This is a genomic window from Hymenobacter aranciens (assembly GCF_030580865.1).
GTDB classification, from domain to species: Bacteria; Bacteroidota; Bacteroidia; order Cytophagales; family Hymenobacteraceae; genus Hymenobacter; species Hymenobacter aranciens.
The window spans coordinates 16946-29658 of sequence record NZ_JAUQSY010000022.1 but is presented as its reverse complement, the minus strand read 5'-3'; the positions used below and the strand labels follow the sequence as shown (position 1 = coordinate 29658).

The 12713-nt window shown below is 67.4% G+C and carries 4 protein-coding genes; all 4 read right to left on the bottom strand.

Translation table 11 applies throughout. The annotated features are described in order from the left end of the window. Positions 1-173: 173 nt before the first annotated feature. Positions 174-1958, bottom strand: a complete 1785-nt coding sequence (locus Q5H93_RS22725; protein WP_305009014.1) for a tetratricopeptide repeat-containing sensor histidine kinase — start codon at positions 1956-1958, stop codon at positions 174-176. 147 nt (positions 1959-2105) lie between these two features. Beyond that, positions 2106-2735: a response regulator gene (locus Q5H93_RS22720; RefSeq protein ID WP_305009013.1), complete on the bottom strand. Its 630-nt coding sequence runs from the start codon at positions 2733-2735 to the stop codon at positions 2106-2108. A gap of 66 nt (positions 2736-2801) precedes the next feature. Continuing rightward, positions 2802-4766: a tetratricopeptide repeat-containing sensor histidine kinase gene (locus Q5H93_RS22715; RefSeq protein WP_305009012.1), complete on the bottom strand. Its 1965-nt coding sequence runs from the start codon at positions 4764-4766 to the stop codon at positions 2802-2804. A 307-nt stretch (positions 4767-5073) separates the two neighbouring features. Further along, positions 5074-12657 carry an FG-GAP-like repeat-containing protein gene (locus Q5H93_RS22710; protein ID WP_305009011.1) on the bottom strand — a complete coding sequence of 2528 codons (7584 nt, stop codon included), beginning with the start codon at positions 12655-12657 and terminating at the stop codon, positions 5074-5076. Positions 12658-12713: the final 56 nt, after the last annotated feature.

The following is a 12713-nucleotide window of genomic DNA, read 5'->3' as shown; positions in this document are numbered from 1 at the left end:
TACCGGGCGGAATAAAGCGGCGGTAGCGCATTTTCATGCGACAGGAAAAGGTGACCGTGAAGTACGCTTTAGCTTGCCGTAATTGGTGTTGGGCATTGGGTATTTGGCGTTTGGACAATATTAGCCGAATACCTAATACCCGACACCCAACACCAATTACAGCAAGCTAAGGCTTACCCCACCTTCACCCGTACCCGCACAGCAAAGCCGCCCTCGGCCAGGGCTTCGGCGGTGGCGGTGCCGCCGAGGGTGGCGGCGCGGGCCTGCATGTTGCGCAGGCCGTGGCCCGAGTCGCGGATGGCGGTGGTGATGACCGGGCCGGTGTTCACCACGTCCAGCGTCAGCAGGTCTTTGTGGCGGTGCAGGGTCACGGTCACGGTGGCGTCGAGGGGGGCGTATTTAAGGATGTTGTGCAGGGCCTCTTTATAGATGAGGTAGAGTTGGCGGCGGGCCAGGGGCGAGAGGTCGGCGCTGGCGCCGACGGCTTCGTCGGCCACAAACTGCACGTCGCGGCCGGTAGGCACCAGCAGCTCGTGGGCGTAGTCGCGCAGGCGGCTGAGCAGGTTGGGCACTGAGTCGTTCTGAGCGTCAAGGTTCCACACCACGTCGTTGAGCTGGCGCACGGCCAGGCGGCTGTTGCCGGCCACTTCGGCCAGCTGGGTTTGCTGCTGGCCGGGCTCGCCGAGGCCTTCCTGCAGCAGGTCGGTTTGCAGGGCAATGCGCGAGAGCAGCGAGCCCACGTCGTCGTGCAGGTCGGCGGCCAGCTGGTGGCGCAGGGCGGCCTCGCGGCGGCGCTGCCGGCGGCGGTAGGCGCCCATGAAGGCGCCGCCCAGCAGCAGGCCACCCGCCGCCAGCCCCCCCAGCAGCAGGCGGCTGCGAAAAGTGCGCTGCTCGGTTTCGAGGTTGGCAATGCGGCGCTGCTGCTCCAAGGCCCGGATGCGGGCGCGCTGCTCGGCCTGTTCGAAGCGGGCCTGGGCATTAGCCACGGCTTCGAGGCGCTGCTGGCTGAGCAGGGTATCGCGCAGGTTGGTATAGCGGCGCAGGGTGTCGTAGGCTTCGGGGCGGTGTAGGGCGGCCAGGGCGCTGGCCTTGGTGTCGAGGGCATTGGCCAGTTGCTCGGTGGCGCCCACGCTACGCAGCAGGCTGGTGGCACGCTCGGCGTAGGCAAGGGCGGTGGGGTGGTGCCGCTGCTCCTGAGCCAGTTGGGCCAGGTGGTGCCAGGCTTCGCCTTCGGCGTGCGCATCGTGGTCGGTGCGGGCCAGGCGGGCGGCGCGCTGCCAGGTGGTAGCCGCCGAATCGGGGTGCTGCTGCTGGTGCTGCACTTCGCCCAGCTGCACCAGTAGCTTGGCCAGGCTGCTGCGCCCGGGGTGCTGCTTCAGCAGGACCAGGGCCTGCTGCACCAGGGCGCGGGCTTGGGCAAAATCCTTGCTGTCAAGATATAGATTGGCGCGGTTGTGCAGCACCAGCAGCTCGCCGCCCACAAAGCGCGGCTGGCAGCGGGCGTAGAACTGCTGGGCCTGGGTGAAATACCTCTGCGCCGCCGCCGCGTTGTGCAGCTCCGAGGCCACGTTGCCCAGGCCCAGGTAGGCGTGGCCAATAAAATCGAGCTGGCCAACATGCCGCGTGACGGTTACCGCCATTTCGAACGTGCGCTGCGCCGCCGGGTAGTCGGAGGCGTAATATTCGGCGGCGGCCAGGTTGAGCAGAGCGTAGGCGTGGCCCCAGGCAAACCCGCTCCGCCGGGCCAGGGCCACGGCCTGCTCGCTGTACCAGCGGGCACTGTCGAGGCGGGTGTCCAGGTGCAGAAAGCAGCAGCTGATAAGCAGTTTCACCCGCGTGCTGTCGGGCAGGCGGGGGCGGCGCAGCCAGGCCTGCTGCGAGTCGAGGCGCATGGGCACGTCGGGCATACGGTCGGGCTTGGTGCGCTGGGCCCGCAGGCTCAGCGGCAACAGTAGCAAGCACAATACAATAAGTCTTCGCACCGGAATACTGGCCAGGGATGAACCGGCAAGTTCGACAAAAAAGCCCGCTGACTCCATTTCACGGCAGCCAGAGGCTTCTTTAATTTTGCCTACCCGCCGTTTGACGACGGGCAACAGGCAGCTTTACTCGGGCCGCGGCCGGACCGCCAGCTCGGCCTTCGAGCGGATATTCAGCTTATCGTAGACCCGCCGGATGTGCGTGCGCACTGTGTTGAGCGAAATCCCCAGGCGCTCCGCCACTAAGCGGTAGCTTAGGCCCTCCTCGATAGCCTGCACCAGCTGCAGCTCGCGCGGCGTGAGGACCTCGGCGGGGGCGGGCATGGGCTGGAAGTGCCGCACGACGTGCCGGGCAATGGCGGGCGACATCGGCGAGCCGCCGTCCAGCACCTCCAGCAGCCCGGCTTTTACGTCGCGCAGCATGGTGCTTTTCAATAGATAGCCCACGGCCCCGGCACACAAGGCCTGAAACAGCCGCTCGGCGTCGGAATACACGGTGATGAGGACCACTTCGGCCTTGGGCAGCTGGCGCTTGATGCGGGCCACCCCCTCGATGCCGGTGAGGCCGGGCAGGCCGATGTCGCTCAGCACCAGCCGGGGCGGATGCGGCGCGTGCGGCAGCTCGTCCAGAAACTCCTCGATGGAGCCCGCCACCAGCACCACCTCAAACTCGGGCTGGGCGGCGAGGTAGGTGACGTAGGACTGCCGGATGGTCGGCTGGTCTTCGATGATGGCGAGGGGAATGGCGGTGGGCATACGGACAAAGGTAGAGGCAGAAAAGAAGGGGGAATACCGCATTTTGATGCGACAAGGAATGTAGCGCTACCCTCCCACCGGCACGCTCACCTTCACCCCAAAGCCGCCTTCCGCCCGGGGCCCTACCTCGGCGGTGCCGCCAGCAGCAATGGCGCGCTCGCCGATGTTGCGCAGGCCGTGGCCCGAGCCCCGGACGGCCGCAGTGATGACCGGACCGCTGTTGCTGATTTCCAGAGTCAGCAGGTTCTGGCAGCGGTGCAGGGCCACGGTTACCTCGGCATTGGCGGGGCTGTATTTGAGAATGTTGTGCAGGGCCTCCTTGAAAATAAGGTAGAGGTGGCGGCGCACGGGAGCCGAGAGGTCGGCGCTGGCACCGGTGGCCTCGGGGCCGATGAAGCGCACATCGCGGCCGGTGGGCACCAGCACGTCGTGGGCGTAGTCGCGCAGGCGGTCGAGCAGGTTGGGCACCGAGTCGTTCTGGGCGTCGAGGTTCCACACCACGTCGTTGAGCTGGCGCACGGCCAGGCGACTGTTGCCGGCTACTTCGGCCCACTGGGCCTGCAGCTGGCCGGGCTCACCCAGGCCTTCCTGCAGCAGGTCGGTTTGCAGCGAAATCTGGGAGAGCAGCGAGCCTACGTCGTCGTGCAGGTCGGCGGCCAGCTGGTGGCGCAGAGCGGCCTCGCGGCGGCGCTGCCGGCGGCGGTAGCTGGTGATGAGCACCCCGCCCAGCAGCAGGCTCGCTCCGCCGGCCACTGCCAGGGCGGCCAGCTGGCGGAAGCGGCTTAGCTCGCGGGCCTGCTCCAGCAGGCGCACGCGCTGCTCGGCCTGTTCGGTTTCGTAGCCCACGCGCAGGTCGGCGCTCAGCTGCTCATTTTGCTGGGCCTGCTGGCGCAGCTGCAATTCGTGCTGCTGCGCCAGCAGGCGGTAGGCGGTGGCGAAGTCGCCCTGCTGCCCGGCCACGCGGTGCAGGATTTGCCAGGCGTCGGGGGTGTTTTCGGGGTGCTCGCGGCCGCCGGGCAGGGCCAGGCTGCGGGTGGCCCAGGTGCGGGCCTCGGGGTAGCGGTGCTGGTTGAGGTAGAAGCGGGCCAGGTTGTTGAGCTGGAAGCCCAGGTCGCCGGGCTTGTCGAGCGGCTGCAGCACACTCACGGCCTGCCGGTAATAATATTCCGCCGAGTCGGCATGGTGCAGCCGCTCGTGCGCCACGGCCATGCCGTTGTAGGCCGAGGCCAGGTAGCCATACACTTTGCCCTCGCGCATGATGGCCGCCAGCTGCCGGAAATAGCTCAGGGCCAGCTGCTGGCTGTCGGCAGCCGAGGCCATGGCCCCCAAGGCGCTGAGCGTGGTGCCCAGCTTGCGGGTTTCGTGGGCCTGGCGCAGCAGCCGGTAAGCCCGGCTCACGTAGCGCATGCCTTCCGGAAAGCGCTGCTGCTGATAAAACACGTAGCCGATGTTGGTGAGGGCGTCGGCTTCGCCCACCACATCGTGCAGGCTTTGGTACTGCCGGGCGGCCCGCAAGCCGAAGTACACCGCCGAATCGAAGTGCCCCGGCATCTGGTAGCTACTACTCAGGTTGAGCAATACGCTGGCCTGGCGTAGCGGGCGGCTGGCCTGCCGGGCCAGCGCGTAGGCACGGCGGTAGTAGGCGCGGGCTTCGGCCGGGCGGCCCAGGCTCTGGTGCAGCTCGCCGAGGTGCTCCAGGTTGGCGGCGCGGGCGGCGGCGGGGGCCGCTTCGAGCAGGCGCTCGGCCCGGCGCAGCAGCGGGGCGGCCCGGCGGGCATCGCCGGCGCGCTGAAAGTAGTAGCCGCGCAAGTCCACGGCCTGGCCCACGGCCAGCGAGTCGCCGAGCGGCCGGGCCAGGCGCTCGGCCGCCACGGCGTAGCCCACCAGCCCCGCCGAATCGAGGGGTTCGAGGAAGGTTTCGGCCACTTGCAGCAGAACGGCCACGCGGGCCGGCCCCTGGGCCGTGCGGAGCCGGGCGCGCAGGCCGTCGGGCGCGGGCGGCAGCGTGGCGGGCACGGCGGCGGCAGGCATCGGCCACCACAGTAACCAGGTAAGCGCAAGCGCCAAACACATCCGCATAAGGAGAGCAGGCCCGCCGCTGAATAAAAAAGAGCGGGCGGCCTTTCAGCAAATATAAAGTAATCGGCATTCGCCCGGCTTCGGCGCCACCCTTGCAGCTACTCCCGCTTCTTTTACCTGGCCGCCGCCTGCGAAGCAAGCTCACCCAAATACCAATGCTCCCAACCAGCAGCAGTCGGCCGGCCCGGGCAAAAACAAAAAAAGGCGGGCCAATGGCCCGCCCCTTTCCTGCAGAGTGTATGCAACACTAATTCTTGCCTTAGGGCTGGTAGAACCGCGCTTGCTGCGGGCCGTCGGTGCCCCGCAGGCGCACCCAGTACCAGCCCGCGCTCAGGCCTTTAACTTCCAGTGCTCCGGTGGCACTACCTGCTGCCTGCCGGTGCAGGCAGCGGCCGGTGGCGTCGTACACTTCCAGCGTGGCACCGGCGGGCAGGGCCGGGCCGGAGTAGGCGTAGCGCAAGGGCTGGCCGGGTACCGCTTCGGTGGGATAGATGGTCAGGGCAGCGGCCAGCGCGCCTGTCGTAACCGTTACGGTGCGCACGGGCGAGTAGCTGGCGGTGCCGTCCAAGTCTACCTGCCGCAGGCGGTAGTAGACGGTGCCAGCGGGCAGCTGCTTATCCAAGAAGGTGTAGCTGGTGGGGCTGGCTTTGCTACCCTGGCCCCGCTCCTGCCCAATTTTGCTGAACTCGCGGCCGTCCAAGCTGCGCTCTACGTCAAAGTAGGCGTTGTTTTTCTCGCTGGCCGTAGTCCACTGGAGGCGGGCGACGCGGCCTTCGGCGGTGGCGGTGAAGGTGGTGAGCTCCACAGGCAGCGGGGCGTCGGCGCTGCCCAGCGTCCAGATGCTGAAGTCGCGCACGCCGGACAGCGTGGCCGTGTTGGCCGTAGCGTCGAAGCTCACATTGCGCTGGCGGCCCCAGGTGTCAGCGGCGCCGGTCTCGCTTTTGAACAGGGCCAGCTTGCTTTCTTCGATGCCGTTGAGCTCGGCTTCGCGGTAGCTGAAGGCCAGCGTCACGTTCAGACCGGTGTTCACGGCGGGCTGGATGTCGAACGAGCGCAGGATGCCCTGGCGGCCGCTCACGCCGGTGCGGGCCGTGCCGGTGGTGCGCTGCACCAGCGTGCTGCCGGGCAGGGCGGTGCTGCCGGTGGCGGGCGTCAGCGTCAGGCCCAGGCCGCCGAAGGTGTTGGCGGTGCCGGCCGTGTTCAGGTCGCGGGTGGTTTGCACGCGGCCGTTCACGTAGCTGGTCGCGCTTTCGGTAAGCATGGCCGTGGAGCTCAGCGTGAGGATGTAGCTGCCGGTTTTCAGGGTGCCGCTGGTCATGGTCAGGGCGGTGCTCACGCTGGCGGCGGCCGTGAGGGTGGCCGTGCCGCTGGCTTTGTTCACCACCAGCGTGCTGAAGTTGCTGGTCACTGTTTGCGGGCCGGTGCCCGTCAGGCTCACTACCCCGGTAAAGGGGGCCGGGTTCAGGTTGCTCAGGTTGCCGGTTACGAGCAGGGTGGTGCTGCCCTGGCTCAGGCTGGCGCCGGCGGCAATGCTCAGGTTGCCCACGGTCAGGCTGGCCCCGCTGAGCACCGGGTAGTTGGAGCGCCCGGCCGGGATGCTGATGCTGGCACTGGCGGCGGTGGGCACCAGGCCGTAGCTCCAGTTGCAGGCGTCGGTCCAGCTGGTGCCGGCGTTGCCGGTCCAGGTAACGACGGGGATGCTGGCAGCCGGCGGCGCCACTACCGTCACCACGGCCGTCTGCGGGGCGCTGGTGTTGCCATTGCCGTCGCTTAGCATCACGCTCACCGTCTGAGTGCCCAGGTCGGCGCAGCCGAAGCTGGTCTTGCTGACGGTGGGAGTCACGGTGCCACAGTTGTCGGTGGCATTGCCCGCGTACACCTGGGTGGCGGCGAGCGTCGCGGTGCCGTTTTCGTCCAGCGTTACCGTGGCGGGCTTGGTGAAGCCGGGCGCAGCCAGGATGTAAAGCGTTTTCACCGTGTAGGTGCTGGCGTTGAAGGAGAAGGTCCAGTCCGGATGGCCGCTCGGCTGGTTGCCGATGCCCACGTCGCCCTGCTGGCTGGCGCTGGCGGAGCTACGCCCCCAGTTGTTGTAGGCAAACACCGTCTGGGCATTCGTCACGTTGTGCACCTGGAACGAGCCATAGTTGGGAGTATTGAAGTCCACCGCGTCGCCAAAGTCAAAGGTTGAGTTGCTGGCGCCCGGCACGTTGCTGCTGTTGGCAACGGCATAGTCGAAGCGGTGCATTTCCAGGCGACCAGTGCCCAGGTTGGTGCCAGTGGTCACGGCGGCATTACTGCTGGCAAACACGTTCAGGTTGCTCACGTTCCGCACGTGGGTCACGGGGTTGGTGGTGGGGTGAGGCAGCCCGAGCTCGGTCAGGTTGTTGGCGAAGTTGTCCATCGACGCCCACACCCACTTGCTGGTGCTGCCGTTCGTCAGCTCCATGTAGTAGGCCACGCGGGCCGGGTTCGCGGCCAGGGCCGTCGCCGAGTTGTTTACGGCGTAGGGCACGGCGGCCAGGGCGTTGAAGCTGGCCGTGTTAGGAATGTTGAGCTGGTACACCAGACCGTAGCCGGCAGCTTCGGGCACGTTGGCCCGAATCGCCGCTGGGGCGGCCGGCAGCTGCAGCGGGGCACTGGGGGCCGTGTTGTCGGTCACGGTCACGGTGAAGCTCACCGTGCTTTGGTTGCCCGACGCATCGGTGGCCGTGGCCGTCACGGGGGTGCTGCCTACGGCGAAGAAGCTGCCCGAAGCCGGGCTGAAGCTCACCGTGGGAGCGCTGCAGTTGTCGCTCACGGGCTGGGTGCCGGTCAGCGTCACGTTTGCTCCGCACTGGCCCGTAGCGGCAGTAGCGGCCACGTCGAGGCCCGTCGTCGGGAGTACGCTGCCCCGCACGAAGATGCGGTGCAGGGTATTGTTGGCGGGGTTATTAGCGTAGTCGTCCGCTTCCCAGCGGTTGCCAAATCCCTTGATGCCCCAGTGGTAGGCTCCCGAAGTGAAGAACGGAAATTCCGTGGCGGCCTGGTTGTTATTGTTGCCGTAATAGAAGTTAGCCGAGGCGGGCAGGTTGGCCGAGTGGCCGGGCAGGGCCGTGAAGCTCGCATTCAGGCCGCTCATGTCGCCGGTACCGGTTTTGAGATAGTTCAGCACGCTGGGCAGCGAAGTCTTGAAGTGAATGACGCGGACGTGGGCCGAGCTCTGGCCGTAGAAGCGCACTTCCTGCGGATTCAGGCTGGCCACCAGGGCCGGGGCGGCGTGGCCCCAGGCCGTCGCCGAGGCGCTTTCGTCCGCCCCAAGCGCGGCGCTGGTCTGCACCGGCAGGCTGCTGGTGCGCGGGTTCAGAGCGGGGTTGGTGCCGCCCTGATGCAGGTAGTTCAGGATTTCCACCCAGCCCCCGCCGTCGGTCGTGCCGTCCACGTAGCCCTGGAACGTCTGGCCCCCGATGCGGAACCAGTACGTGCCCGTGGCCTGGCCCTGGGCGCAGCTCAATCCCCGGAAGGGGTTGGCGGCCGTGCCCGCGCCGCAGGTGGCAAAGGCCGGAGCCTGGGTATCAGTTACCGTTACCGTAAAGGTGCGGGTGGCTTGCAGACCGCCGGCATCGGTGGCGGTGGCGGTGACGGAGGTGGTGCCCACCGCGAAGAAACTGCCCGAAGCCGGGCTGAAGGTCACGGTCGGCGTGCCGCAGTTGTCGGTCACGGTCTGGGTACCGGTCAGCGTTACGGCTGCGCCGCACTGCCCGGTGGCGGCGCTCACCGTGATGTTGCCGCCGGGGGCAGCCGTGGCGCTACCCCGCACGAAGATGCGGTGCAGGGTATTGCTGCCGGGGTTGTTGACGTAGTCGTCCGCTTCCCAGCGGCTGCCAAATCCCTTGATGCCCCAGTGGTAGGCACTAAAGGTATAGAACGGGAACTCCGTGGCCGCGCTGGCACCCTGATTGCTGTAATAGGTGTTGGCCGCCGCAGGTAGGTTGGCCGAGTGGCCGGGCAGGGCCGTAAAGCTGGCGCCGATGCCGCTCATGTCGCCGGAGCCGGTCTTGAGGTAGTTCAGCGTGCCGGCGTGGCTGGTCTTGAAATGAATGACGCGGCTGTGGGCCGAGCTCTGGCCGTAGAAGCGCACTTCCTGCGGATTCAGGCTGGCCACCAGGGCCGGGGCAGCGTGGCCCCAGGCCGTCGCCGAGGCGCTTTCGTCTGCCCCGAGCGCAGCGCTGGTCTGCACCGGCAGGCTGCTGGTGCGGGCGTTCAGGGCCGGGTTGGTGCCGCCCTGGTGCAGGTAGTTCAGGATTTCCACCCAGCCCCCGCCGTCGGTCGTGCCGTCCACGTAGCCCTGGAACGTCTGGCCCCCGATGCGGAACCAATACGTGCCCGTGGCCACGCCGCTCACGCAGTTCAGGTTAACGAAGGGGTCAGCGCTGGTGCCCGTGCCGCAGGTTATGAATGTCGGCGCGGTGTTATCAACCACCTTCACGTAGGTAGTGGCGGTTCCGGAATTACCAGTGGCGTCGGCCACGGTCAGGGTTACGGGCTGGCCCGGGGGCACGAGCAGGGCCCCGCCAGCCGTCGTGAAGGTGGGCAGCGAGGTGCCGTTAAGCGTAGCTGTATTATTGTTGCCCGACCCGTCGCGCACGGTGGTGCTGCCCGTGCTTTCGTTGAAGGCGTAGGCCAGCTGCAGGCCCACCGTATTGGTGGGCACTTCGTTATCCTTGCCGTCCAGAATCTGGGCCGCCGTGCGGGCCACGCTCCACACCCGGCTGTTGTCGAGCTCCATGGTAGGATTGGCGTAGTTGGCCAAGCGCGAGCGCTCAGACCCAAGCATGATGCGGCGGGTCAGCGACTGGCCGGCATTGACTGTACCCGTGGCATTGAGCACGCCGTCGATGTAAAGCTTGCAGGTGCTGCCGTCGGCCACGGCCGCCACGTGGTGCCACTGCCCGTCGGTCACCAGGGCCCCGGTCTGCACCACGTTCCACATGCCCTCAACGGCCACCCGGCCCCCGGTTTCCCAGTACAAGGCCAGGTAGTTGCCGCTGCCGCCGTCGGCGGCATTGGTGCTGCTGTTCATGAGGCCGCCAAAGCGGGCGTTCGTCGTCGTGGTCTTCACCCACGTTTCGAGTGTGCCCGTGGTGTTGGCGTTAATGGTCGCGTTACTCAGTACGTATTGCTTGTTGGCGCTGACGAACTGAATATTGCCCCGGCGCAAGGCCGGCTGCGTTGCCGGGTTCACGTCGGCACAGCTAAAGCTCGTGCGCGAGATGCTGCGCGTGGTAATGCCGCAGTTATCGCGGCTGCCGTTGTCCACAGCACTGACGGCCAGCGTGGCTGTGCCGGTGGCGTCCAGCGTCAGGGTTACGTCTTGGGCCAGGGTGGTGGGGGCCATGTTGTCGGCCACGGTCACGGTGGCCGTGGCCGTGTTGCTGCCGCCCTGCCCGTCGGTCACGGTCAGGGTCACGGTGTTGGCACCCACGTTGGCGCAGGTGAAGCTGGTTTTATCCAGGCTCAGGCTCACCGGGCCGCAGGTGCTGCTACTGCCGTTGTTCACGGCACTGGCCGCCACGGTGGCGGTGCCACTGGCATCCAGGGTCACGTTTACGTTGCGGGCCAGGGCCGTCACGGCGCAGGGCGTGCGCGTTACGGTCACGGTGTAGGTCAGGGCCGGTGCCCCGCCTGCGTCCGGATTCACTATTACGGTAATCGTGTTGCTGCCGGGGTTGAGGGCGATGGCGCCCGAGGCGCTGCCGCTGGCTACAGTGATGCCATTGACGGTGATGGCGCCGCCGCTGGTCTGGGCGTTGGTGGGCGTTACGGTGGTGCTGGTCACGGTGCCGGGCACGGTGAGCGAGTAGCTGGTGGTGCCGGGGGCAAAGGCCGGGCTCAGGGCGCCGGCGCTCAGGCTCAGGCTGCTCAGCTGCGGCGTCACGACAAAGGCCGTGCTGCTGCTGACCGTGCCGGCGGCGGTAGTCACCGTTACCGGGCCCGAGGTGGCCCCCGGGGGTACAGTAGCCGTAATCTGGGTGTCCGAGTTCACGGTGTAGGTGGTAGCGGCGCCGGCGTTGAAGCTCACCCCCGTTACGTTCGTGAAGTTTGTGCCGGTGATGGTAACCGGGGTGCCCATCGGCCCACTCGTGGGCGCAATGCCGGTGATGGTAAAGGCTGTTACCGTAAAAGTCACTCCATTGCTGGGGCCGCTGGACGTGGTCACGACGAGGGGGCCGCTGGTGGCACCCGCCGGCACGGTGAAGGTGAGGCTGGTGCCGGTGTTGGCCGTGATGCTGGCCAGCGGCACGGCCACGCCGTTCAGGGTAAGGCCGGTCGGGTTGGCCAGGTCGGTACCGGTGATAGTGACACTGGTGCCCACCGGCCCGCTGGTGGGGCTGAGGGCGGTGAGCGTCGGCACTTCGGCCACGTTCGTCACGGCCACGGTGAAGGTCTGCACGAGGCTCGCCCCCCCGTCGTCGGTGGTGCGCACCCGGATGGCGTAGCTGCTCTTGGTTTCGTAGTCGGCCGGGGCCGTCAGGCGCAGGGTGTTGCCGGAGATGGTGAAGCTGGCGTTATCGGTGCTGCCGGGGCCGCTTTCCAGCCAGTAGGTATAGGGGGCACTGTTATTGGGGTCGGTGGTGGTGAAGGTACCCACCGTGGCGTTGGCCGCCCCGTTTTCGGCCACGCTGCTGTTGCTCAGGGTCAGGGCGGTGGGGGCCGCGTTGGGCGCGCCCAGGCGGATGCCCACATTGCTGCCGTCGTAGTTGGCGGTCAGCAGGTCCGGCAGGCCGTCGGCATTCACGTCGGCCACCAGCAGCTGCTGGGCGTTGTGGCCCGTGAAGTAGTCTTTGCGGACGGTGGAGAAGCTCCCCGGCGCGTAGGCGGCCAGGCGCACGCCCACCTGGCTGGTGTTGCTGTAGGAAGTCAGCAGGTCGGGGCGGCCGTCGCCGTTCACGTCCGTCACGGCCAGGCCCACCGGGCTGCCGCCGGTGCCATACAGGGCAAACGGCAGGTAAGAGCCTGCCGCATCGGCCAGCACCACGCTCAGGCCGCTGTTCTGGCCGGCCGTCACAAAGTCGAGGCGGCCGTCGCCGTTCACGTCCACCACCGCCAGGCGGCGGGGCAGGGTGCTGGTGGCGTAGCTGGCCACGGTGCCGGCAAAGCTGCCGGCCGCGCCGCTGGCCAGGCGCACCCGCACGACGGCGTTCGCAGCGTCGGCCGTCACCAGGTCGAGGCGACCATCGCCGTTCAGGTCTACCACTTCCAGGCTCGTGGCAGTGCCGGCGTAGTCGGTGAAGGTGGCGAGAAAGGTGCCGGGCGCGCCGTTCACGTCGCCCAGGCGCACCCGCACGCCGGCATCGTTGCCGGCCAGCAGGTCCAGCCGACCGTCGGCATTCACATCTACCAGCTCCACGTCCTGGTTACTACTACCAGTGGCGTACGTGGTGCGGGCCAGGAAGCTGCCGGGGGTGGCGGGGTCGGCCAGTAGCACGCTCACCGAGGCCCCGGGGCCCTGGCCCGTAATCAGGTCGGGCCGGCCGTCGGCGTTGATGTCTTGCACCACCAGCGTGGTGGGGCCGTTGTCGGTGGGAATGGTGCTGTAGGTGGTGGCAAAAGTGCCCACGCCGGTGCCCAGGCGCAGGGTCACGTAGTTTTGGCCGCCGCCGTTGCTGGTCAGCAGGTCCGGCCAGCCGTCGGCGTTCACGTCGACCAGCGCGACAGTCAGCGGGTTGGGGCCGGCCGCGTAACTGGTGAGGGCGGTGCTGAAGCTTTGGCCGGCGGCCGGCGCCAGCGCAGCCAGCCACAGCAGGGGCAGCAGCCCGCCCAGCACCGCTAGCTTCCGGCGTAATAAAGGGTAATTTGTTGACATACTTTTAAAAAGAGAAAGGGTATTAAATGAGCTGATTTCAGACAATGCCAGTTGCC

Excerpts from the sequence above, each read along its gene's own strand:
- Q5H93_RS22710 (WP_305009011.1), bottom strand. The coding sequence starts at position 12,657 with ATGTCAACAAATTACCCTTTATTACGCCGGAAGCTAGCGGTGCTGGGC.
- Q5H93_RS22720 (WP_305009013.1), bottom strand. The coding sequence starts at position 2,735 with ATGCCCACCGCCATTCCCCTCGCCATCATCGAAGACCAGCCGACCATC.
- Q5H93_RS22715 (WP_305009012.1), bottom strand. The coding sequence starts at position 4,766 with ATGCCTGCCGCCGCCGTGCCCGCCACGCTGCCGCCCGCGCCCGACGGC.